We start from the raw sequence: 21,521 nt of genomic DNA, 5'->3' as shown, positions 1-21,521 counted from the left end.
ATGACGTCAATTATTAATCGAATCATTGAATTAGCGGGATGGATTGTTCTTGGGGTTTCGGTCATTTTGCTGGGTGTTGCCAGCCATATCGATAACTACCAGCCGCCGGAGCCTGTCACAGTCGCCCAACCTAAGTAACCGGTTACTGCAATAAAGAGTGACATAATATGTCAGTTACTTATTGCCAGCCCTGGTGAACACGGTTAACCTTCTCTTCCAGGCATCGTCTGATGCCTGAATTTCAGCAAAGAAAACTCCTAATTTCGTCGCGTTACCTGAGTGGGCTGTTTACGTCTTTATTAATCCGTTTATTATTCGAACGAATTACCTTAACTGGTATTACTCACTTTTATATGGAAACTTATTAATATGACAGTTCAGGACTATTTATTAAAATTTCGCAAGATCAATTCGCTTGAGAGCCTGGAAAAACTGTTTGACCATCTGAACTACACCCTGTCGGATAATCAGGACATCATTAATATGTATCGCGCCGCTGACCATCGCCGTGCGGAGCTGGTTTCCGGAGGTCGTTTGTTCAACGTGGGTGAAGTGCCTAAGTCCGTATGGCGTTACGTTTTATAAGAAAGTAGCCATCCGCGCGAAATGTTATATACTCTCCGCCCTGCAAACTGGCTGTACAACATTTCGCGCAGATTATGGGAGAGTTCATGACCGCAACGCCTGGAGAACGCATTGGAGGCTGGTTAATCGCCCCACTGGCATGGCTGCTGGTTGCCTTATTAAGCGCATCGCTTGCGCTGCTGCTGTATACCACCGCACTGATTACCCCTCACGCCATCCAGACACTGATGTCGCAAAGCGTGCTGAATATTGCGATGTGGTTTGTGTCGTTCGTTTTCGCAATTGGAATGTGGTACTACACCCTGTGGTTGACCATCGCTTTCTTTAAGCGCCGCAAAAGTGTACCTAAACACTACATTATCTGGCTGCTGATTTCGGTTCTGCTGGCGGTGAAAGCCTTTGCTTTTTCGCCCGTATCAGACGCTCTGGCCGTTCGTCAGCTGCTTTTCCCGTTACTGGCCGCCGCGCTGCTGGTCCCCTATTTCAAGCGTTCGACGCGGGTAAAAAACACCTTCGTGAACCCGTAATAACCTTACAGATAACCTGTTGTCGCCTGCGTGAGTTTGTCCGATAATAGGCGGCTTTTTTATTTCAGGCTAAATAATGACCGATTACTTACTGCTCTTTGTCGGCACCGTGCTGGTTAACAACTTCGTTCTGGTGAAGTTCCTTGGCCTGTGCCCGTTTATGGGCGTGTCCAAAAAGCTGGAAACGGCGATGGGCATGGGGCTGGCGACAACCTTCGTCATGACGATGGCGTCCATCTGCGCGTGGTTGATTGATACCTGGATCCTCATCCCGCTGGGGTTAATCTATCTTCGTACGCTGGCTTTTATTCTGGTCATTGCGGTTGTTGTGCAATTTACTGAAATGGTGGTGCGTAAAACCAGCCCGGCCCTCTATCGCCTGCTGGGTATCTTCCTGCCGCTGATCACCACCAACTGTGCCGTTCTCGGCGTTGCGCTGCTGAACATCAACCTTGGCCATAACTTCATGCAGTCGGCGCTGTACGGTTTTTCCGCCGCCGTCGGTTTCTCATTTGTTATGGTCCTCTTCGCGTCGATTCGCGAGCGTCTGGCGGCAGCGGATATCCCTGCTCCCTTCCGCGGTAACGCGATTGCGCTGGTGACCGCTGGTTTAATGTCTCTGGCCTTTATGGGCTTTAGTGGTCTGGTGAAGTTGTAATGAATGCTATCTGGATTGCCATCGCCTCTATCAGCGTCCTGGGGTTGGTGTTTGGCCTTATCCTGGGTTACGCCTCCCGCCGTTTCGCCGTAGAGGACGATCCTGTTGTTGAAAAAATTGATGAGCTTTTGCCGCAAAGCCAGTGCGGGCAGTGCGGCTACCCGGGCTGCCGTCCCTATGCCGAAGCGGTAGGAATTCAGGGTGAAAAAATTAACCGCTGCGCCCCCGGCGGCGAAGCGGTGATGCTGAAAATTGCGGCCCTGCTTAACGTCGATCCGCAGCCCGTTGATGGCGATGCGGAGGTGCAGGAGCCGGTTCGCGCCCTCGCCGTGATCGACGAGGCAAACTGCATCGGCTGTACCAAATGTATTCAGGCCTGCCCGGTTGACGCCATTGTTGGCGCCACCCGCGCCATGCACACCGTCGTGGCGGATCTGTGCACCGGCTGTAACCTCTGCGTGGCCCCCTGCCCGACGCAATGTATTGAGCTGCGCCCGGTTGAAACGACTACCGAAAGCTGGAAGTGGGATCTTCAAACCATTCCGGTTCGCATCATTCCTGTGGAACAACATGCTTAAGTTATTTTCTGCTTTCAGAAAAGAGAAGATTTGGGACTTTGACGGCGGTATCCATCCGCCGGAGATGAAAACCCAGTCCAACGGCACGCCGCTGCGTCAAATTCCGCTGGCGACGCGTTACGTCATGCCGCTCAAACAGCATATTGGCGCTGAGGGCGAGCTGTGCGTGAAAGAAGGCGATACGGTTCTTCGCGGTCAGCCGCTGACCTTTGGCCGTGGACGTATGCTGCCGATACACGCCCCTACCTCCGGTAAAGTAGTGGCGATTGCCCCTCATACGGTGGCCCATCCGTCCGCTCTATCGGAGCTGAGCGTGATCATTGAAGCCGACGGCGAAGACCGCTGGATTGAACGTGACGGCTGGAGCGATTACCGCAGCCAGAGCCGCGAAGCGCTTATCGAGCGTATTCATCAGTTCGGCGTCGCCGGGCTGGGCGGCGCGGGCTTCCCGACCGGCGTTAAGCTGCGCGGCGGTGGCGATAACATCCAGACGTTGATTATCAACGCCGCCGAGTGCGAGCCCTATATCACCGCCGACGATCGTCTGATGCAGGATTGCGCCGCTCAGGTGGTGGAAGGCATCCGCATCCTGGCGCACATTCTTAAGCCGCGGGAAGTGCTGATTGGTATCGAAGACAATAAACCGCAGGCCATTTCGATGCTGCGCGCCGTGCTGGCGGGCAGTCACGATATTAGCCTGCGCGTTATCCCGACCAAGTACCCTTCTGGCGGCGCAAAACAGCTGACGCAAATTCTGACCGGCAAGCAGGTTCCGCACGGCGGACGCTCTTCGGATATCGGCGTGCTGATGCAAAACGTCGGCACCGCCTATGCGGTGAAACGCGCGGTGATTGACGGCGAGCCGTTGACCGAGCGCGTGGTGACGCTGACCGGCGAGTCGGTTTCCCGTCCGGGCAACGTCTGGGCGCGTCTGGGTACGCCGGTGCGCCATCTGCTGGAACAGGCTGAATTTTGCCCGACCAGCGACCAGATGGTGATCATGGGCGGCCCGCTGATGGGCTTTACGCTGCCGTGGCTGGACGTTCCGGTAGTGAAAATCACGAACTGTCTGCTCGCCCCTTCCCCAACCGAAATGGGTGAAGAACAGGAAGAGAAAGGTTGCATCCGCTGCAGCGCCTGTGCCGATGCCTGCCCGGCGGATCTGCTCCCGCAGCAGCTGTACTGGTACAGCAAAGGCCAGCTGCACGACAAGGCAAAATCCCATAACCTGGCCGACTGCATTGAATGCGGCGCCTGCGCCTGGGTCTGCCCAAGCAACATTCCGCTGGTGCAATACTTCCGTCAGGAGAAGGCCGAGATTTATGCCATTTCCATGGAAGAAAAACGCGCCGCGGAAGCCAAGGCACGTTTCGAAGCACGTCAGGCGCGACTGGAGCGCGAAAAAATCGCCCGTCAGGAACGCCATAAGCAGGCCGCCGTTCAGCCTGCCGGGAAAGATCAGGATGCGATTAACGCCGCACTGGCGCGCGTTCGTGAGAAAAAAGCCGATGCCGCCCAGACGGTAGTGATCCAGGCCGGGGAAAAACCGGATAACAGCGAAGCGATTGCCGCTCGCGAAGCGCGAAAGGCTGCGGCTCGCGCGCGTCAGGCGGAAAAAGCGCAAACGGTTCAGGCAGATACTGAGATCGACCCGCGTAAAGCGGCCGTTGAAGCGGCGATTGCGCGCGCCAAAGCCCGCAAATCGGGTGAGCGAAGCGTGGTCATCGAGCAGGATGCGGTCGATCCGCGCAAAGCCGCGGTTGAAGCGGCGATAGCCCGGGCCAAAGCCCGTAAGGCTGCGCAGCAGGCGCCAGAGGCAGTATCAGAAGCAGAAGCACCACAGGTCGACCCGCGTAAAGCCGCCGTAGAAGCAGCGATTGCACGGGCTAAAGCCCGTAAGGCTGCGCAGCAGGCACCAACGGTAGTATCAGAAGCAGAAGCACCACCGGTCGACCCGCGTAAAGCCGCCGTAGAAGCAGCGATTGCCCGCGCCAAAGCCCGTAAGGCAGCGCAGCAGGAAGAGCAGCCGCAGGCCGCCAACGATGACCCGCGCAAGGCCGCCGTCGCCGCCGCCATTGCGCGCGTTCAGGCGAAGAAAGCCGCACAGCAAGCCGTAAACGAGGATTAAATGGTTTTCAGAATCGCAAGTTCCCCCTACACCCACAACCAGCGTCAGACATCACGCATTATGATGCTGGTCTGCCTGGCCGCGCTGCCGGGCATTGCCGTTCAGTGCTGGTTTTTCGGCTGGGGAACCCTGTTCCAGATAGCCCTGGGCTGCGCCAGCGCCGTCGCGGCGGAAGCACTCGTCCTGAAGCTGCGTAAGATGGCGGTGTCACGCATTCTGGCTGACAACTCCGCGCTGCTGACCGGCCTGCTGCTCGCCATCAGTATTCCGCCGTTTGCCCCGTGGTGGATGGTCGTGCTCGGTACCGTGTTTGCCGTGATCATTGCCAAACAGCTGTACGGCGGGCTCGGCCATAACCCGTTTAACCCGGCGATGATTGGCTACGTGGTGCTGCTGATCTCCTTCCCGGTGCAGATGACCAGCTGGCTGCCGCCGCACGAGATTGCGGCCACGGTTCCGGGCTTTATGGATGCCCTGCACGTTATCTTTACCGGCCATACGGCGCTGGGCGCTGACATGAACGCGCTGCGCATGGGCGTGGACGGCATCAGCCAGGCGACGCCTCTCGATACCTTTAAAACGTCCCTGCATGCCGGGCACAGCGTTGAGCAGATTATGAAATCCGCGATTTACAGCGGCATGCTGGCGGGTGCAGGCTGGCAGTGGGTCAACCTGGCGTATCTGCTGGGCGGCCTGTTCCTGCTGCAGCAGAAAGCCATTCGCTGGCATATTCCGGTCAGCTTCCTCGTGACGCTGGCGGTTTGCGCCACGCTGGGATGGGTATTCTCTCCTGAATCACTCGCCAGCCCGCAGATGCACCTGCTCTCCGGGGCGACCATGCTGGGTGCCTTCTTTATCCTGACGGACCCGGTTACGGCGTCAACGACTAACCGCGGCCGCCTGATCTTCGGCGCGCTGGCAGGCCTGCTGGTATGGCTGATCCGCAGCTTTGGCGGTTACCCGGACGGCGTCGCGTTTGCCGTCCTGCTCGCCAACATTACCGTTCCGCTCATCGACTATTACACGCGTCCGCGCGTGTACGGCCATCGCTAAGGGTTTCGCCATGTTAAAAACGATGCAAAAACACGGCGTCACGCTGGCTGTCTTCGCCGCGGTCCTGACCGGGCTGACGGCCCTGGTTAACTCGTTAACCAAAACGACCATCGAAGAGCAGGCTTCAAAGCAGCAAAAGGCGCTGTTCGATCAGGTGATCCCATCAGATTTCTACGATAATGACCTGCAAAAGAGCTGCTTTGTGGTAGACGCGCCGCAGCTTGGGAAAGGCTCTCACCGCCTCTTTATTGCCCGCAAAGGGGATAAACCGGTAGGCGCGGTGATGGAAGCGACGGCGCCCGACGGCTATTCCGGCGCCATTCAACTGCTCGTCGGCAGCGATTTCTCCGGCACAATACTGGGTACCCGCGTGACGCAGCATCATGAAACGCCGGGCCTGGGCGATAAAATTGAAACCCGTCTGAGCGACTGGATTTTGCACTTCGCCAGTAAAGTTATCCATGGCGAAGGGGATACCGCGTTTGCGGTGAAGAAAGATGGCGGCGAGTTCGACCAGTTCACCGGCGCGACCATCACGCCGCGCGCCGTGGTGAACGCCGTAAAACGAGCCGGGCTGTATGCCGAAACGCTGCCCGCGCAAATCAACAATCTTCCGGCCTGTAGGGAGTAATCATGAGCCAGGTTAAAGAGGTTATTGTCCAGGGGTTGTGGAAGAACAACTCCGCGCTGGTCCAGCTTCTGGGGATGTGCCCACTGCTGGCGGTAACGTCCACCGCCACCAACGCGCTCGGTCTGGGTCTGGCAACCACGCTGGTGCTGACCCTGACCAACCTCTCCATCTCCGCCCTGCGCCGCTGGACGCCGTCGGAAATTCGTATTCCGATTTACGTCATGATCATTGCGTCTGTTGTTAGCGTCGTACAAATGCTCATCAACGCTTACGCATTCGGCCTGTACCAGTCGCTTGGGATCTTTATTCCCCTTATCGTCACCAACTGTATCGTCGTTGGCCGTGCGGAAGCGTTCGCGGTGAAAAACAGTCCCGCCATGTCGGCGCTGGATGGTTTTTCCATTGGAATGGGCGCCACCTGCGCCATGTTCGTGCTGGGCTCGCTGCGCGAGATCCTCGGTAACGGTACGCTGTTTGACGGCGCAGATGCGCTGCTGGGCGGCTGGGCCAAAGCGCTGCGCGTTGAAGTTTTCCACACCGATACGCCATTCCTGCTGGCAATGCTGCCCCCTGGCGCGTTTATTGGCCTTGGCATGATGCTGGCGATAAAATACCTGATTGATGAGAAACGTAAGCGCCGCGCGGCTGAGCGTAGCGTTCTGGAAGGGACACCCGAGAAGGCTTCATGAATAAAGAAAAGCGCATTGCGATCCTGACCCGTCTGCGGGACGAGAACCCGCATCCGACGACGGAGCTGAACTTTACCTCCCCGTTTGAGCTGCTGATCGCGGTGTTGCTCTCTGCGCAGGCGACCGATGTGAGCGTCAATAAAGCCACTGCCCTGCTCTATCCGGTCGCCAATACGCCAAAAGCCATGCTGGAGCTGGGCGTGGAAGGCGTGAAGTCCTATATCAAAACCATCGGCCTGTTTAACAGCAAAGCCGAGAACGTCATTAAGACCTGCCGGATCCTGCTGGAACAGCACGGGGGCGAAGTACCGGAAGATCGCGCCGCGCTGGAAGCCTTACCGGGCGTGGGGCGTAAGACTGCGAACGTGGTGCTCAACACCGCGTTTGGCTGGCCGACCATCGCCGTGGATACGCATATTTTCCGCGTGTCTAACCGGACTAACTTCGCGCCGGGGAAAAATGTTGAGCAGGTCGAAGAGAAGCTGTTAAAGGTGGTTCCGGCCGAATTTAAGGTTGATTGCCATCACTGGCTGATTCTGCACGGTCGCTATACCTGTATTGCCCGTAAGCCTCGCTGCGGCTCCTGCATTATTGAAGATCTCTGCGAATACAAAGAAAAAGTGTATCCCTGATCGTCACAACCCTTACCAAAAGAAGGGCTACCAGGTACCCTTCTTTTGGCCGTTATTTGTCCGTCTTTCGTTCCCCCTGACCTGTCACTTGTTCGGTTGTTTAACGCTCAAACAGGTTAATACTTTTTTCATAGCCAAAAATTTCTATACATCTGTGATCGCGATCACCCTGATAACTTCATGTTGAATTTTTGTTGTCAAAACCCGCCTAAACCCTTTGTCTGACAAGATACTCTCCTTCCATTGCCGAAGATAAGACCAGCTATTTTTCAGAATATGGGCTATATCACTGCGATAAGCGGCAAATAGCAGAACATATCGCCAAAGGCCGGTTGAAGTGGGTTATTGCCAGTCGAAAAAACTACCTTTAATCATCGTATGAAATTTAACGCTGAATAACATTTATATGAACCGACGATTATACCACTTCAGATATATGTAACAGATTATTACAAATGTATTGCCAGATGGGGCAGGATAGTGAACATTACCCGCCGTTTCTCCTCCCAATATAACTATAAGGCGTATGGACGACGGCCATCACGCTATGAACACCCCCGTTAATATGGGATGTAAAAAAAGAGGTATATGTGTCTACTGCAAACAATAAACCAACAGATGAAAGCGTAAGTCTTAACGCTTTTAAACAGCCTAAAGCGTTCTATCTCATCTTCTCTATCGAGTTATGGGAGCGTTTTGGTTATTACGGCCTGCAAGGGATCATGGCGGTTTACCTGGTAAAACAGCTGGGTATGTCCGAAGCCGATTCCATCACGCTGTTCTCTTCCTTTAGTGCTCTGGTGTACGGTCTGGTCGCAATTGGCGGCTGGCTGGGTGATAAAGTCCTCGGGACTAAACGTGTCATCATGCTGGGCGCCATTGTCCTGGCGATTGGCTATGGTCTGGTTGCATGGTCAGGGCACGATGCCGCTGTCGTGTATATGGGTATGGCGACGATTGCCGTCGGTAACGGTCTGTTCAAAGCAAACCCGTCCTCCCTGCTCTCTACCTGCTACAGCAAAGACGATCCGCGTCTGGACGGTGCATTTACCATGTACTACATGTCCATCAACATCGGTTCGTTCTTCTCGATGCTGGCAACCCCATGGCTCGCAGCTAAGTTCGGCTGGAGCGTGGCGTTCGCGCTGAGCTTCGTGGGTATGCTGATCACCGTGGTGAACTTCCTGTTCTGCCGCAGCTGGGTTAAAGACTACGGTTCAAAACCTGACTTCGAGCCTGTTCATATGGGCAAACTGCTGGCCACCATCGTGGGCGTTGTTGTCCTCGCGGCAATTGCCACCTGGCTGTTGCACAACCAGGGTATCGCCCGTGCCGTTCTGGGCGTGGTTGCGCTGGGTATCGTGGTTATCTTTGCGAAAGAAGCGTTCGCCATGCAGGGTGCTGCCCGTCGCAAGATGATTGTGGCGTTCATTCTGATGCTGGAAGCGATTATCTTCTTCGTGCTGTACAGCCAGATGCCAACCTCACTGAACTTCTTCGCCATTCGTAACGTTGAGCACTCAATTCTGGGCATCGCGTTCGAACCGGAACAGTATCAGGCGCTGAACCCGTTCTGGATCATGATTGGTAGCCCGATTCTGGCCGCTATCTATAACAAGATGGGCGACCGTCTGCCGATGCCGCACAAGTTTGCGATCGGTATGGTGCTGTGCTCCGGCGCGTTCCTGGTGCTGCCGCTGGGTACCAAATTTGCCACCGACGCGGGTATCGTGTCCGTTAACTGGCTGATCCTGAGCTACGCGCTGCAGTCTATCGGTGAGCTGATGATCTCCGGTCTGGGTCTGGCGATGGTTGCACAGCTGGTGCCGCAGCGTCTGATGGGCTTCATTATGGGTAGCTGGTTCCTGACCACTGCCGGTGCGGCAATCATTGCGGGTAAAATTGCGAACCTGATGGCTGTGCCTGAAAACGTCACTGACCCACTGGTCTCCCTTAACGTCTACGGCACCGTGTTCATGCAGATTGGTATCGCGACTGCGGTTATTGCAGTTCTGATGCTGCTGACCGCGCCGAAACTGAATCGTATGACTCAGGACGACGACAAGACGGCTGAAGCGACCAAAACCGCTACCGCGTAAGATTATTGAGAAACGACGAGCCGCTAATGCATATTAGCGGCTTTTTTTTTGTCCGTTGGCGCACTAACATAGCTGAAACCTCAGCAAAAAGGAGTTACCGATGAAACTGTTCTACAAACCGGGCGCGTGCTCTCTTGCTTCCCATATCACCCTGCGCGAGAGCGGCAAAGATTTCACGCTGGATGGCGTTGATCTGATGAAAAAGCGTCTGGAAAATGGCGATGATTTTCTTGCCATTAACCCCAAGGGACAAGTTCCGGTGCTCTTGCTGGATGACGGTACTCTGCTGACCGAAGGCGTCGCGATTATGCAGTTCCTGGCCGATAGCGTACCCGATCGTCAGCTGCTGGCACCGGTCAGTACCATTTCTCGCTATAAGACGCTGGAATGGCTGAACTACATTGCGACCGAACTGCACAAAGGATTTACGCCGCTGTTCCGCCCGGATACCCCAGAAGAGTTCAAGCCGACCCTGCGTGCGCTTCTTGAGAAAAAGCTGCAGTACGTTAACGAATCGCTGAAAGACGAACAGTGGATTTGTGGTTCGCGCTTCACGATTGCCGATGCGTATCTGTTTACTGTGCTGCGCTGGGCGCGCGCGGTTAAGTTGAACCTGGAAGGGTTAGACCATATTGCATCGTATATGAAACGCGTGGCAGAGCGTCCTGCAGTAGCTGCGGCGCTGAAAGCGGAAGGGTTGAACTAACCGAGCGGCCTGTGTTGCCGGGTGGCGCTGACGCTCACCCGGCCTACACGTTTTGGCCGGTTATAACCGGGTTGCGCTGAAATAGTGCTCCGGCTTCGCGATACGATCCTGTGCCGCAACCACCTGCAGTTCATATTCCTGCATCTCTTTCGTCGCAATCATGATTTCGTACACCGCCGCGGTAACGTGCTCCAGCGCGTCGCGCATCGTCGCCCCCTGCAGTAATTTCACCAGCAGCAGACCGCTGGTGACATCCCCGACCCCAACCGGCTGGCGCAGGCCGAAATCCACCAGCGGACGGCTGATATGCCAGGCGTCATCTTTCGTCACCAGAAGCATCTCAAAATGGTCCTGACTCAGCCCTGCGCGCGCAAGGTGTTTTACCAGCACAACTTCAGGCCCCTGAGCGATCAGCTCACGAGACGCGCTTACCGCCTCTTCAACGCTGTTAACCGGATGCTCGCAGAGAATTTCGAGTTCGACCAGGTTTGGCGCAATGATATCGCTGGCGGGCAGCGCGTGGCGGACGTGAAACTCTGCAACGCCAGGCGCCACGATGCAGCCTTTCTCCGGGTGGCCCATAACGGGGTCGCAGAAGTATTTTGCCGCCGGGTTTGCGGCTTTCACCTGGCGTACGATGCCGAGGATATGCTCCCCCTGCTCCGCTGAGCCGAGGTAGCCGCTCAGCACGGCGTCACAGCGTTTAAGCTGGTCGATATCGGCAATCCCCTGCACAACCTCGCTGAGGTGCGAAGGCGGCATTACGCAGCCGGTCCATTTGCCGTATTGCGTGTGATTAGAGAACTGTACGGTATTAAGGGGCCAGACGTTGACGCCGAGGCGACGCATCGGGAATTCCGCGGCGCTATTGCCAGCGTGTCCAAAAACAACGTGGGACTGAATGGCGAGGATGTTCTTCATTTTTTTCTTACCAAACCCTGAAAAAACAAAAGGGGCGTGGTTTCCCACGCCCCTGGAGACTGTTAATTATTTCCAGCAGACAAGGCAGTAGTTTTTCTTACCGCGACGCAGCAGCGTGTAGCGGCCATACAGACGGTCACCGTCAACGAAGGTGTATTCCGGGTCGGCCTGTTTCTCACCGTTGATGGTGATAGCGTTAGACGCGATGGTTTTACGCGCCTGACCGCGCGAAGGCTGGAGCTCAGAGTCCACCAGCGCCTGCATCAGGTCAGCCCCTTTTTCCATCTCAACCATCGGCACGCCGTCCTGCGCCAGCTGTTCGAAGTCCGCTTCGCTCAGATCGCTCAGGGTACCGTTGAACAGGCTTGCGGTAATGCGTTTTGCCGCGGCCAGACCTTCTTCACCGTGAACCAGTTTGGTCACTTCGTCCGCCAGCACGTACTGCGCGCGCGGCGCTTTACCGCTGTTCTTGTCTTCTTCTTCCAGAGCATTGATCTCTGCGATATCCATGAAGGTGAAGAACTTCAGGAAGCGATAAACATCGGCATCCGCCGTGTTGATCCAGAACTGGTAGAACTTGTACGGGCTGGTTTTCTTCGGATCGAGCCATACTGCGCCGCCCTCAGTCTTACCGAATTTGGTGCCGTCGGCTTTGGTGATCAGCGGAACGGTCAGACCGAAGACCTGGTTCTGGTGCAGACGACGGGTCAGGTCGATACCGGAGGTGATGTTACCCCACTGATCGGAACCGCCAATCTGCAGGGAAACGCCGTGCAGCTTGTTCAGGCAGGCAAAGTCATAACCCTGCAGCAGGTTGTAGGAGAACTCGGTAAAGGAGATACCCTGGTCGTCACGGTTCAGACGCTGCTTAACGGCCTCTTTGTTAATCATCTGGTTAACAGAGAAGTGCTTGCCGATGTCGCGCAGGAAGGTCAGCACGTTCATGCTGCCAAACCAGTCGTAGTTGTTCGCGGCAATGGCAGAGTTATCACCACAGTTGAAGTCGAGGAACGGTGCAACCTGTTTGCGGATCTTATCCACCCACTCCTGCACGGTATCTTCGGTGTTCAGTTTACGCTCAGCGGCTTTAAAGCTTGGGTCACCAATCAGGCCGGTCGCGCCGCCCACCAGCGCAACAGGCTTGTGGCCCGCCATCTGGAAGCGTTTCAGGCATAACAATGGAACAAGATGCCCCAAATGCAAGCTGTCAGCGGTGGGATCGAAGCCGCAATAGAGCGCGATCGGGCCTTGCGCCAGTCGCTCTGCTAACGCTTCCTCGTCCGTCACCTGGGCCACGAGACCCCGCTCTTGCAATTGTTTAATCAAGTTACTGCTTGCCATCAAATTCTCCATGTATAAACGACTGCACCTTTGCCGGTACACGACTTTTCGCCTGATGCGAAAGGACCATAGAATAAAGCGCAAGCGCGGTGTGCGCTAGCGCTTAAATCAACAAATTTCGGGGATTATGGTGCCAGTCTGTCGATTTTCCAGCCGCCATTCTCGCGCTGGTATAAAAAGCGGTCATGCAGGCGATGTTCGCCCCCCTGCCAGAACTCCATCTGCTCAATCGGGATGCGGAACCCGCCCCAGAAGCTTGGCAGAGGAATTTCCCCCTGCTGGAACTTCTGCTTCAGCTCCAGGAATTTACTTTCCAGCACGCCGCGAGCAGAAATTCGACTGGACTGTTTGGATACCCAGGCGCCAATCTGGCTGTCACGCGGGCGGCTGTGGAAATACTTCACCACTTCCAGCGTCGAGAGACGTTCCGCCTTGCCGGTGACCATTACCTGACGCTCCAGCATGTGCCAGGGGAACAGCAGGCTGATACGCGGATTGTTTTCTAAATGGTGCGCCTTGCGGCTGCCGAGGTTGGTATAGAACACCAGCCCTTTCTCGTCATAATGCTTGAGCAATACGATGCGCTGATACGGTTGACCGTTTTCATCCACCGTTGCGACGACCATGGCCGTGGGGTCGGCGAGTTTCGCTTCGCAGGCCTGTTTCAGCCAGCGTTCAAAAAGCACGAGGGGTTCAGCGGGAAGATCCTGGCGACGCAGGCCGCCTTTAGTGTATTCACGGCGCAGATGCGCAATTTGCTGCAGTTCGTCGTTATCTGACATGGCGTTAGCTGACATTGAGAGTGGGTGGCGCTATTGTGCGCCGCCCCTGTAAAAATCTCAACGCTTCGGATTTTCGAGCTGGCAATTGTTCAGCACAATGCGATCGCGTTTGTAGACCGTGGCGCTGTCGCCTTTCGACCAGAAGACGTAGATACCGTCAGAATAACGCGCGCCGGAGGCTGACATCCCCTGCTTCAGCGTCAGCAATTTATTGTCATAAACAAAACTGGCTTCCTGGCGTGGATTGTTCAGCTTTACGGTCAGCGGTTTTTCGTCACAGCGATACTCCAGCGTATCGGTCTGCATGCGCTCAAGGAGCTGGTTGTAGACGCTGCATCCTGACAGCAACAAAGGAGCGGCAATAAGAAGAAGTTTTTTCATGGGCGTATTCCGAAGACTTTCCTGGTCCTGGAGGGCATGGCTGCCCTCCTGTTTCGTTCCATTCTAACGACGACGCGCCGCGCTGAATTTCAGTTAACTCTGATTATGACGAGGATTTGCCGGGAAAATCGCCCCGAGGACGCTCGCCTCACGCGCGCCGGTTACCGACGGCAAGTTGCCCGGCAGTCCCGCAATGGTGCGCCAGGCAAGCCAGGCGAAGGCCAGCGCCTCCATATCATCCCCGCTGATGCCGGCCTCATCGGTCGTGGTCACTTCGGTACCCGGCAGTAGCCCCGCAAGACGCGCCATCACCAGCGGGTTGCGGCTTCCTCCGCCGCACACCAGCAGGCGTTCACATCCGCCGCTGAGCAGAACCTGTTCGGAGATCGACACGGCCGTCAGCTCGGCAAGCGTCGCCTGGACATCCTGCGGCGCGAGCGCCGGGAATGGCGCCAGCTGACGCTCAAGCCAGCCCAGGTTGAAGTATTCACGCCCCGTGCTCTTAGGGGCTGGCAGGGCAAAATATGGATCGCTCAGCATCGACTGCAGCAGCGGAATAATCACTTTCCCCCCGCTCGCCCACTCAGCGTTTTTATCATACGGTTGTCCGCACTGCCGCCAGATCCAGGCATCCATTAACATATTGCCCGGGCCGGTATCATAGCCGCGTACGGGCTGCCCTGGGATGAGCATCGACAGGTTGGCAATCCCACCAATGTTGAGCACCATACGCCGTTCTGAAGGGTGCGCCAGTAACGCCTGATGGAACGCGGGTACCAGCGGCGCGCCCTGCCCGCCAAGGGCGATATCGCGACGACGGAAATCGCCAACCACCGTCACGCCCGTCTTCGCCACAATTTGGTTGTTATCGCCGATTTGCAGGGTATGCGGGGCATCTCCGCCTGGCTCATGCCAGACCGTTTGTCCGTGACACCCGATGGCCACCACGTCCTGCGGGCGAAGATGTTCTTTTTGCATCAAAGCCTGCACCGCATCCGCAAACAGCGCCCCCAGGCGAACATCAAGCTGTCCAAGCTGGGAGAGGGTAAGCTGCTGCCCCTGACAGATACTCAGAATATCCTCTTTCAGTGAAATGGGGATTGGCCAGGTCAGGCTCGCCTGCTGCGCCACCATGTTTTCGTCAATGGCGGCCAGTACGACATCTACCCCATCCAGACTGGTGCCTGACATCACACCAATGTAGCGACCCGATTTCATGCGCTTTCCTTACGTTGCGTGGGCTAAGGATACCCACTCAACCATAAACGGCGCCGCTTTGCCATCCGGCGATAATATTTTTTAACAATGTCAGACGGGTAGCACAGGCAGATCCTGTTTATGTCTCGTTAAGTCAAATTCAAGTACAATTTTCTTATTGTTAGTGCAAAGATATGAACTATGGCTCCTTATGCCATATAATTTAGCCATAACGGATGCCCCCAATTGGGCGTTTTTGGTGAACAGGAGATTCAAATGATTTTACGTGTACTGGGCGTTTCGCTGATTGGTTTAACTCTGGCTGGCTGTGTGAATGACAGTTCACTTTCTGGCGACGTTTACAGCGCTTCTGAAGCGAAACAGGTTCAGAACGTGACTTACGGTACCGTTGTTAACGCACGTCCTGTACAGATCCAGGGTGGTGATGAAAGCAACGTAATGGGTGCAATCGGCGGTGCCGTTCTGGGTGGTTTCCTCGGTAATACCGTCGGTGGCGGTACAGGTCGCTCGCTGGCAACAGCCGCAGGCGCCGTTGCGGGTGGCGTAGCCGGCCAGGGCGTTCAGGGTGCGATGAACAAAACCCAGGGCGTAGAGCTGGAAATTCGTAAAGACGACGGCAGCACGATCATGGTTGTACAGAAACAAGGCAGCACTCGCTTCTCTGCAGGCCAGCGCGTTGTTCTGGCAAGCAACGGAAGTCAGGTGACCGTTTCTCCACGTTAATTAAAAATGGATGTGGTCATTAGGCCACATCCATTTACAATATATATCACTTCCAAAAATATATTTACAAAATATATTCATCACGCCTATTATTTACCACGTCATATATTGTTTCTGCGCAAAGTATTTAGCGCGCTAATTTATTAAACTCTTCGCAATCTTCTTACCTTCATTCATTATAAAGTCGTTAATAACGTATATGATTGCGAATCGTCGTTCTTTAAAGAGTCGTTATATCGCGTTCTGCCTTGGTTGCATTGTTGTCATCGGGATATTACAAACTCTGTTTTTAAAACTCGTTGAATGGGTTCCCTCCTTTTCACCGCTGCTATTCCCTACGCTTACCATTTTTCTGCTGGTGTTCCACCTGTTTATTGCCTGTTTCATGGCGATGAAATACTGGTGCGACAGAAAACGGTTGTATCTGGTGGCATTCGCCTTCGCCTTTGCGGGCTCCGCACTGCTGATGGTCGGAACGCTGTCCAGCTTTCCCGCCTGGCTGGACCTCTACCAGTTTAACGTCGTGAACTACAACGATGCGATGATCTACTATATGTTCCGCCATCTAATAATGGCGGTGCTCATCATCGTTGCGGCAATACTTTATACCATGCGCAATTCTCCCCTTTCACGATTAGCACATATCGCGATTGTGAGCGGCGAATTTCTCTTTACGGTCTGTGCGGTGGGATTGGCCTGGTTCTATTCCAGTCATTCACAACTCTTATCAATTGACCTGGTTGATAATGAAACGCGTCAGTTTATGGTTCTCTGGAGCCAGTTTATTAATATTTCATTAATTGCTCTGTGGGTAGTGACATTAGCAACTCTGATGTTTATTACGCGCGTACGCAATTTATTCTGGGTGGGCGGTAATTTTTTGTGCGTCTGCTATATCGTCACGCTCTCAATGCTGTTGATGGGGGGACATGCCGAAGGTATCTCCTGGTATCGCGCCCGCTTATTTGAAACGGCCGCCACGCTGCTGATTATTTTTGTTCTGCTCTACGATGTCTTCAGGCTGTATCGCGACTCGCACGTAAAATACCAGCAGTCTTACCAGAACTCGATTCGCGACCCGCTCACGCGCCTGTATAACCGCAGTTATTTTTATGAATCATTAAAGCAGGCGCTGGATATCGCCAAACCCAGCCGTCCGGTTTCCGTCATCGTCAGCGATCTCGATCGCTTCAAGCGTATCAACGACACGTACGGACATCTTCAGGGCGACAAGGTCCTGCAGTTTGTTGCTAATCTGCTGATGGATTCCGTGCGCCCCCAGGACATCGCGGCCCGTATCGGTGGTGAGGAGTTTGTTCTGATGCTGGCCAACACCTCATCAGACGCGGCGTACCAGGTGGCGGAACGCATTCGGTTAAATCTGAGCAGCTTCGATAACGCCAGCAGCGGCGGTCAACTACCTGAGCCAATCACCATCAGCATGGGGGTGTTTACGGCGACGTCAGCCGCAGTAGCCGCAGAAACGTGCGTGGAAAATGCCGACAAAGCGATGTATGAAGCGAAGGAGACCGGCCGTAACCGCGTGGTGGTCTTTAAATAAAAAAAAGGCCTTGCTGCTGCAAGGCCTGGTTGTTTGTCAGTCGCGCGACTGCAGTTCATGGATGTTTTGCTCGAGGCGCCCAATGAGGCTGATGAGCATTTCCAGCTCCGCCGGTGAAACGCCTGACAGGATCTCACCGCGCGTCTTCGTAATCACGGCTTCCATTTCCGTGATGATAGGCGCCGCTTTCTCGGTGAGTTTAATCCGCTTGGCGCGACGATCGCTGGCGCAGGTTTGCCGCGAGATCAACCCCTTCTCTTCCAGCTGGTCAAGCGTGCGCACCAGCGACGGCTGCTCAATGCCTATCGCTTTTGCCAGTTGAATTTGCGACTGATCGGGCGGCAGCTGGTGAATGTTGTGCAGCGTGACCCAATGCGTCTGTGTGAGTTCCAGAGGTTTCAGGCGATGGTCAATCAGAGCACGCCAGACGCGTACCAACCTTGCCAGATCAGAACCTAATGGCGATTCCAATTTCATCTCCTTATAATTAGCTTGCTAAGTTATTATACTGATTTTAGAATAGTGTGCAGCATTTGTATTGCCAAAACAAATGCAATACTGCATTCATCCAACTTAAAAGTATGACTTACACTGAATTGTGATGCTTCATCATACTAAGACAAGCCGATGCGGCATTCTGTTCACTGCAAAGGATTTCTGCCCGTGACGTTTTTTCATCGCTCAGAGGGTTTACCCCTTCAGGATCTGATCTTCGGTGCGTCAGTCTATTTTCCTCCCCTGTTTAAGGCCGTTCTGGTCGGCTTTATGCTCTGGCTCATCGCGCATCGCCTGCTCCGCGACTGGATGTACTCCGGCGAAATCTGGCATCCCATGCTGATGGATCTTTCCCTGTTTGCCCTTTCCGTATGCCTGGGCCTTGCCGTTTTGACTGTGTGGTGAATATGTCCCTTAAAACGCTAAAGTACTTTTCCACCCTGCTTGTCCTTGCCCTTGCGCTGGTGGCGGGCTGGTGGATGTGGAATTTTTATATGCAATCGCCCTGGACGCGTGACGGCAAAGTTCGCGCTGAGCAGGTCAGCATTACCCCTCAGGTGTCGGGAAGTATTACGGCGCTGTTGGTTAAGGATAACCAGTTCGTCAAAAAGGGAGACATTTTATTCCGCATCGACGACACCCCGTACCACATTGCGATTCTGAACGCCCAGGCGCAGCTGGCTAAAGCCCAGTCGGATCTGGCAAAGGCTAACAACGAGGCCAACCGCCGCCGCCACCTGTCGCAAAACTACATCTCAGCGGAAGATTTAGACACCGCCAACATCACCGTAAAGGCCATGCAGGCGAGCGTCAACGTAGCCGAAGCCACGCTGAAGCAGGCCCAGTGGGAGTTGACCCAAACGGTGATTACCGCGCCGGTTGACGGGTGGGTAACCAACCTTTCCGCTCGCGTGGGGAATTATGCCACCACGGGACAACCCGTTTTTGCCCTCGTCGACAGCCACTCCTTCTACGTGGTGGGCTATTTTGAAGAGACCAAGCTTCGCCATATTCGCGAGGGATCGCCTGCCGCCATTACGCTTTACAGCGGCTCGCAGAAGTTACAGGGTCACGTATCCAGCATTGGCCGCGCTATTTACGATCAAAGCGTCGAAACGGATTCCGGTCTGGTGTCGGACATAAAGCCGAACGTGCCGTGGGTGCGTCTGGCCCAGCGCGTTCCGGTTCGCGTTGAGTTTGACCGTCTACCGCAGGACATTACCCTGGTGTCTGGCACCACCTGCACTGTCTCTATCGGAACCCGCTAATGAAGCTGCAGGGGCTCTCCTGGCAAAACACGCCGTGGATGAAAGCGACGCGTCCCCAGTGGCGCTACGCGCTGCGTAACGGCATTGCCATGTGTCTTGCGCTAACTGTGGCTTATTACCTGAACCTGGATGAGCCCTACTGGGCGATGACGTCTGCGGCGGTGGTCAGTTTTCCGACGGTCGGCGGGGTGATCAGTAAAAGCCTTGGGCGCATCGCAGGCAGCCTGCTGGGCGCCACCGCGGCGTTAATTATCGCCGGCCATACGCTGAACGATCCGTGGCTGTTCCTGCTGAGCTTGGCCGCATGGCTGGGCTGCTGTACCTGGGCCTGCGCCCATTTTACCAATAACGTCGCCTACGCGTTTCAGCTGGCGGGCTATACCGCCGCCATTATCGCCTTTCCGGTGGTTAACGTGCTCGACACCACCGAGCTGTGGGATATTGCCCAGGCGCGCGTTTGTGAAGTGATTGTCGGGATCCTCAGCGGTGGCTTCATGATGATGATCCTCCCCAGCACATCCGACGGCACCGCGCTCATCACCGCGCTGAAAACCATGCATACCCGGTTACTGGAACACGCGAGCCTGCTGTGGCAACCGGATACCAGCGACAATATCCGCCTCGCGCATGAAAAGGTTATCGGACAGATCCTGACGATGAATCTGTTGCGCATTCAGGCGTTCTGGAGCCACTACCGCTTTCGCCGCCAGAACACACTTCTTAACTATCTGCTGCACCAGCAGCTGCGCATGACCAGCGCCATCTCCAGCCTTCGCCGGATGCTGCTCAACTGGCCAACGCCGCCTGAAAACACCCGTGCCGTGATTGAAACGCTGCTCGCGGCCCTTGCGCGCCCGGATGCGGACATTTACACCGTAGCGCGGATTATCGCTCCGCTCGCCCCGGCTGATGAGTACGACTACCGCCATCGCGCCTTCTGGCAGCGCCTGAATTACTTCTGCCGTCTGTACCTGCGCAGCAGCCGCTGGATTACGGCCATCGAAAACGCGACCCCATTGACGGAGTTCAACGTCCCCGGCAGCCCGGCACTCGCGCGCCATACCGACTATCTGGAAGCGCTGTGGAGCGGTTTTCGCACCTTCTGTGCGCTGATGCTGGTGGGGGCGTGGAGTATTACCACGCAGTGGGAGTCCGGTACGGCGGCCCTGACGCTTGCCGCCATCAGCTGCGTGCTTTACTCCGTCGCGGCCTCGCCGTTCAACTCGCTTACGCTCCTGCTGCGCACGCTGGTGCTGCTGTCGCTGTTCAGCTTTGTGGTGAAGTTTGGCCTGATGGTACAGATAAGCGATCTGTGGCAGTTCCTGCTGTTCCTGTTTCCCCTGTTGACCACCATGCAGCTTCTGAAGCTGCAAATGCCTAAGCTGGCGGGCCTCTGGGGACAGCTGATTGTCTTTATGGGCTCGTTTATCTCCGTGACGAATCCGCCGGTTTATGATTACGCCGATTTTCTCAATGATAACCTGGCGAAGATCCTCGGCGTGGGGCTGGCGTGGCTGGCTTTCGCGGTGTTACGTCCCGGCTCCGATGCACGCAAGAGCCGCAGGCATATCCGGGAGTTACGCAGAGGGTTTGTTGACCAGCTCAGCCGTAAACCGCATCTGGGTGAAAACGAGTATGAATCGCTGGTCTATCATCACGTCAGTCAGCTGAATAACAGCCAGGACGCGCTGTCCCGGCGCTGGCTGCTGCGCTGGGGCGTGGTGCTGTTGAACTGCTCGCACGTGGTCTGGCAGCTTCGCGCGTGGGAAACGCGTTCCGATCCGCTGTCGCAGGTTCGGGATGTTTGCATCTCCCTGCTGCGCAATGTGATGAGCGAGCGCGGTGTCCAGCAGCGGCCGCTGGAAACCACGCTGAATGAGCTGCAGCGGATCTGCGATACGCTGGCACAGCATCATCTGCCCGCAGCCCGTGATTTGGCCTCGATAATCTGGCGCCTGCACTGCTCGCTCTCGCAGCTGGAACAGGCACCGCCACCGGGAACGATTGGGGATCAGATCACGCCGCACGCATAGCGTGCCCCGCCGCCGCCGAGCGGTTTAGGGCTATCGGACATATTGTCGCCGCCGACGTGGATCATCAGCGCTTTGCCTTTCACCTCATCCAGCTTTTTCAGTCGCGGCGCGACGACAGGATCGGTGGCTTTACCGTCGTTATTCACCACCAGCACTGGCAGATCGCCTAAATGCCCCATTCCATCCGGGCCTTCATGTTTGCCGGAATGCTGCGGATCGAGGTGGCCTCCTGCCGCTTCCGCAGCAGACGGTTTACCTTCTTTTAAAGCTGGCTGACAGCTGCCTTTGGCATGAACATGGAAACCATGTTCACCGGGAGGGAGAGCTTTGAGGTTGGGGGCAAACTCCAGTCCTTTATCGGTTTCAGTGATTTTCACCGTTCCGATGGACTGACCCACACCCTGTGGGGTGACGAGATTCATTTCCACTTCGTCACTGGCTGCCTGCGCCCCTGCGCAAACAACCAGCGTGACCAATGCCAGAGCAAAACGCTTCATATGACCTCCGCGGGT

Annotated in this window: 24 protein-coding genes; 17 read left to right on the top strand and 7 right to left on the bottom strand. The window is 55.5% G+C overall.

All coding sequences use genetic code 11. From position 1 onward, the window contains the following. Window positions 1-12: 12 nt before the first annotated feature. From blr to gstA, 12 genes are all read left to right on the top strand, one after another. A complete protein-coding gene (gene blr / locus ACMWLG_RS03175) occupies window positions 13-138 on the top strand; it encodes a division septum protein Blr (protein ID WP_168112406.1) in 126 nt (41 codons plus the stop codon). Window positions 139-369: 231 nt separating this feature from the next. Continuing rightward, window positions 370-585 (top strand): transcription modulator YdgT, encoded by a 216-nt coding sequence (gene ydgT / locus ACMWLG_RS03170; protein ID WP_013096896.1) that lies wholly within the window; start codon window positions 370-372, stop codon window positions 583-585. A gap of 86 nt (window positions 586-671) precedes the next feature. Continuing rightward, window positions 672-1,112 carry a DUF2569 domain-containing protein gene (locus ACMWLG_RS03165; RefSeq protein ID WP_023311379.1) on the top strand — a complete coding sequence of 147 codons (441 nt, stop codon included), beginning with the start codon at window positions 672-674 and terminating at the stop codon, window positions 1,110-1,112. Window positions 1,113-1,188: 76 nt separating this feature from the next. Further along, on the top strand, window positions 1,189-1,770 hold the full coding sequence (rsxA, locus tag ACMWLG_RS03160; protein WP_014883581.1) for an electron transport complex subunit RsxA: 582 nt from the start codon (window positions 1,189-1,191) through the stop codon (window positions 1,768-1,770). Beyond that, window positions 1,770-2,348: an electron transport complex subunit RsxB gene (gene rsxB, locus ACMWLG_RS03155; protein WP_023311378.1), complete on the top strand. Its 579-nt coding sequence runs from the start codon at window positions 1,770-1,772 to the stop codon at window positions 2,346-2,348. The genes rsxA and rsxB overlap by 1 nt, the downstream gene beginning before the upstream one ends. After that, window positions 2,341-4,476, top strand: coding sequence for an electron transport complex subunit RsxC (gene rsxC / locus ACMWLG_RS03150; RefSeq protein WP_045401355.1), 2,136 nt, complete (start codon window positions 2,341-2,343; stop codon window positions 4,474-4,476). Before rsxB ends, rsxC begins: the two co-directional genes overlap by 8 nt. After that, window positions 4,477-5,529 (top strand): electron transport complex subunit RsxD, encoded by a 1,053-nt coding sequence (gene rsxD, locus ACMWLG_RS03145; RefSeq protein ID WP_045353851.1) that lies wholly within the window; start codon window positions 4,477-4,479, stop codon window positions 5,527-5,529. Between the two features lie 10 nt (window positions 5,530-5,539). Continuing rightward, a complete protein-coding gene (gene rsxG, locus ACMWLG_RS03140) occupies window positions 5,540-6,160 on the top strand; it encodes an electron transport complex subunit RsxG (protein WP_045401359.1) in 621 nt (206 codons plus the stop codon). A gap of 2 nt (window positions 6,161-6,162) precedes the next feature. Then, window positions 6,163-6,849, top strand: a complete 687-nt coding sequence (locus tag ACMWLG_RS03135) for an electron transport complex subunit E (RefSeq protein ID WP_023311374.1) — start codon at window positions 6,163-6,165, stop codon at window positions 6,847-6,849. Further along, the gene (nth, locus tag ACMWLG_RS03130) at window positions 6,846-7,481 is read left to right on the top strand and encodes an endonuclease III (RefSeq protein WP_008500570.1); all 636 of its coding nucleotides are present in this window, start codon (window positions 6,846-6,848) and stop codon (window positions 7,479-7,481) included. Before ACMWLG_RS03135 ends, nth begins: the two co-directional genes overlap by 4 nt. A gap of 590 nt (window positions 7,482-8,071) precedes the next feature. Further along, a complete protein-coding gene (gene dtpA, locus ACMWLG_RS03125; RefSeq protein WP_023311373.1) occupies window positions 8,072-9,580 on the top strand; it encodes a dipeptide/tripeptide permease DtpA in 1,509 nt (502 codons plus the stop codon). Window positions 9,581-9,680: 100 nt separating this feature from the next. Next, entirely contained in the window at window positions 9,681-10,286 is a 606-nt protein-coding gene (gstA, locus tag ACMWLG_RS03120) for a glutathione transferase GstA (protein WP_045401362.1), read from the top strand. A 60-nt stretch (window positions 10,287-10,346) separates the two neighbouring features. Here the strand turns inward: gstA and pdxY are convergent, their stop codons facing one another. The 5 genes from pdxY to anmK all read right to left on the bottom strand — a co-directional run bounded on the left by pdxY (window position 10,347) and on the right by anmK (window position 14,929). Then, on the bottom strand, window positions 10,347-11,207 hold the full coding sequence (pdxY, locus tag ACMWLG_RS03115; protein ID WP_045401365.1) for a pyridoxal kinase PdxY: 861 nt from the start codon (window positions 11,205-11,207) through the stop codon (window positions 10,347-10,349). Window positions 11,208-11,273: 66 nt separating this feature from the next. Then, window positions 11,274-12,548, bottom strand: a complete 1,275-nt coding sequence (tyrS, locus tag ACMWLG_RS03110; protein WP_023311370.1) for a tyrosine--tRNA ligase — start codon at window positions 12,546-12,548, stop codon at window positions 11,274-11,276. A gap of 125 nt (window positions 12,549-12,673) precedes the next feature. Next, a complete protein-coding gene (gene pdxH / locus ACMWLG_RS03105) occupies window positions 12,674-13,330 on the bottom strand; it encodes a pyridoxamine 5'-phosphate oxidase (RefSeq protein WP_024909355.1) in 657 nt (218 codons plus the stop codon). Between the two features lie 57 nt (window positions 13,331-13,387). Continuing rightward, window positions 13,388-13,711, bottom strand: a complete 324-nt coding sequence (gene mliC, locus ACMWLG_RS03100) for a C-type lysozyme inhibitor (RefSeq protein WP_023311369.1) — start codon at window positions 13,709-13,711, stop codon at window positions 13,388-13,390. A gap of 93 nt (window positions 13,712-13,804) precedes the next feature. Next, on the bottom strand, window positions 13,805-14,929 hold the full coding sequence (gene anmK / locus ACMWLG_RS03095; protein ID WP_045401368.1) for an anhydro-N-acetylmuramic acid kinase: 1,125 nt from the start codon (window positions 14,927-14,929) through the stop codon (window positions 13,805-13,807). Window positions 14,930-15,184: 255 nt separating this feature from the next. Here anmK and slyB point away from each other — a divergent pair, with 255 nt between their 5' ends. Next, window positions 15,185-15,652 (top strand): outer membrane lipoprotein SlyB, encoded by a 468-nt coding sequence (gene slyB, locus ACMWLG_RS03090; RefSeq protein WP_023311367.1) that lies wholly within the window; start codon window positions 15,185-15,187, stop codon window positions 15,650-15,652. A 199-nt stretch (window positions 15,653-15,851) separates the two neighbouring features. Further along, complete coding sequence (locus tag ACMWLG_RS03085; protein WP_045401371.1) at window positions 15,852-17,213, top strand: GGDEF domain-containing protein; 1,362 nt, start codon at window positions 15,852-15,854, stop codon at window positions 17,211-17,213. A gap of 36 nt (window positions 17,214-17,249) precedes the next feature. Here the strand turns inward: ACMWLG_RS03085 and slyA are convergent, their stop codons facing one another. Further along, window positions 17,250-17,690: a transcriptional regulator SlyA gene (gene slyA, locus ACMWLG_RS03080; RefSeq protein WP_024909359.1), complete on the bottom strand. Its 441-nt coding sequence runs from the start codon at window positions 17,688-17,690 to the stop codon at window positions 17,250-17,252. A gap of 186 nt (window positions 17,691-17,876) precedes the next feature. Between slyA and ACMWLG_RS03075 the strand changes: the two genes are divergently transcribed. The 3 genes from ACMWLG_RS03075 to ACMWLG_RS03065 are packed head-to-tail and all read left to right on the top strand — an operon-like array spanning window position 17,877 to window position 21,009. After that, window positions 17,877-18,113, top strand: coding sequence for a DUF1656 domain-containing protein (locus ACMWLG_RS03075; protein ID WP_023311364.1), 237 nt, complete (start codon window positions 17,877-17,879; stop codon window positions 18,111-18,113). Between the two features lie 2 nt (window positions 18,114-18,115). After that, on the top strand, window positions 18,116-18,976 hold the full coding sequence (locus tag ACMWLG_RS03070; protein ID WP_045401373.1) for an HlyD family secretion protein: 861 nt from the start codon (window positions 18,116-18,118) through the stop codon (window positions 18,974-18,976). Further along, a complete protein-coding gene (locus ACMWLG_RS03065) occupies window positions 18,976-21,009 on the top strand; it encodes an FUSC family protein (protein WP_045401376.1) in 2,034 nt (677 codons plus the stop codon). Before ACMWLG_RS03070 ends, ACMWLG_RS03065 begins: the two co-directional genes overlap by 1 nt. Here ACMWLG_RS03065 and sodC read toward each other — a convergent pair. Continuing rightward, window positions 20,988-21,506 (bottom strand): superoxide dismutase [Cu-Zn] SodC, encoded by a 519-nt coding sequence (gene sodC / locus ACMWLG_RS03060; protein WP_023311361.1) that lies wholly within the window; start codon window positions 21,504-21,506, stop codon window positions 20,988-20,990. The genes ACMWLG_RS03065 and sodC overlap by 22 nt on opposite strands. Window positions 21,507-21,521: the final 15 nt, after the last annotated feature.

Origin of the sequence: Enterobacter sp. 01-M-02-SI-ECC, assembly GCF_047530595.1 — a bacterium.
Lineage (GTDB): Bacteria > Pseudomonadota > Gammaproteobacteria > Enterobacterales > Enterobacteriaceae > Enterobacter > Enterobacter cloacae_M.
Note: the sequence above shows the minus strand (reverse complement) of the source record. Positions and strands in the feature narration are given on the sequence as shown.

Bases quoted from the DNA above. Each gene is read 5' to 3' on its own strand.
- ydgT (WP_013096896.1), top strand. From the start codon at position 370: ATGACAGTTCAGGACTATTTATTAAAATTTCGCAAGATCAATTCGCTT.
- ACMWLG_RS03165 (WP_023311379.1), top strand. From the start codon at position 672: ATGACCGCAACGCCTGGAGAACGCATTGGAGGCTGGTTAATCGCCCCA.
- rsxA (WP_014883581.1), top strand. From the start codon at position 1,189: ATGACCGATTACTTACTGCTCTTTGTCGGCACCGTGCTGGTTAACAAC.
- rsxB (WP_023311378.1), top strand. From the start codon at position 1,770: ATGAATGCTATCTGGATTGCCATCGCCTCTATCAGCGTCCTGGGGTTG.
- rsxC (WP_045401355.1), top strand. From the start codon at position 2,341: ATGCTTAAGTTATTTTCTGCTTTCAGAAAAGAGAAGATTTGGGACTTT.
- rsxD (WP_045353851.1), top strand. From the start codon at position 4,477: ATGGTTTTCAGAATCGCAAGTTCCCCCTACACCCACAACCAGCGTCAG.
- rsxG (WP_045401359.1), top strand. From the start codon at position 5,540: ATGTTAAAAACGATGCAAAAACACGGCGTCACGCTGGCTGTCTTCGCC.
- ACMWLG_RS03135 (WP_023311374.1), top strand. From the start codon at position 6,163: ATGAGCCAGGTTAAAGAGGTTATTGTCCAGGGGTTGTGGAAGAACAAC.
- nth (WP_008500570.1), top strand. From the start codon at position 6,846: ATGAATAAAGAAAAGCGCATTGCGATCCTGACCCGTCTGCGGGACGAG.
- gstA (WP_045401362.1), top strand. From the start codon at position 9,681: ATGAAACTGTTCTACAAACCGGGCGCGTGCTCTCTTGCTTCCCATATC.
- pdxY (WP_045401365.1), bottom strand. From the start codon at position 11,207: ATGAAGAACATCCTCGCCATTCAGTCCCACGTTGTTTTTGGACACGCT.
- tyrS (WP_023311370.1), bottom strand. From the start codon at position 12,548: ATGGCAAGCAGTAACTTGATTAAACAATTGCAAGAGCGGGGTCTCGTG.
- pdxH (WP_024909355.1), bottom strand. From the start codon at position 13,330: ATGTCAGATAACGACGAACTGCAGCAAATTGCGCATCTGCGCCGTGAA.
- mliC (WP_023311369.1), bottom strand. From the start codon at position 13,711: ATGAAAAAACTTCTTCTTATTGCCGCTCCTTTGTTGCTGTCAGGATGC.
- anmK (WP_045401368.1), bottom strand. From the start codon at position 14,929: ATGAAATCGGGTCGCTACATTGGTGTGATGTCAGGCACCAGTCTGGAT.
- slyB (WP_023311367.1), top strand. From the start codon at position 15,185: ATGATTTTACGTGTACTGGGCGTTTCGCTGATTGGTTTAACTCTGGCT.
- ACMWLG_RS03085 (WP_045401371.1), top strand. From the start codon at position 15,852: ATGATTGCGAATCGTCGTTCTTTAAAGAGTCGTTATATCGCGTTCTGC.
- slyA (WP_024909359.1), bottom strand. From the start codon at position 17,690: ATGAAATTGGAATCGCCATTAGGTTCTGATCTGGCAAGGTTGGTACGC.
- ACMWLG_RS03070 (WP_045401373.1), top strand. From the start codon at position 18,116: ATGTCCCTTAAAACGCTAAAGTACTTTTCCACCCTGCTTGTCCTTGCC.
- ACMWLG_RS03065 (WP_045401376.1), top strand. From the start codon at position 18,976: ATGAAGCTGCAGGGGCTCTCCTGGCAAAACACGCCGTGGATGAAAGCG.
- sodC (WP_023311361.1), bottom strand. From the start codon at position 21,506: ATGAAGCGTTTTGCTCTGGCATTGGTCACGCTGGTTGTTTGCGCAGGG.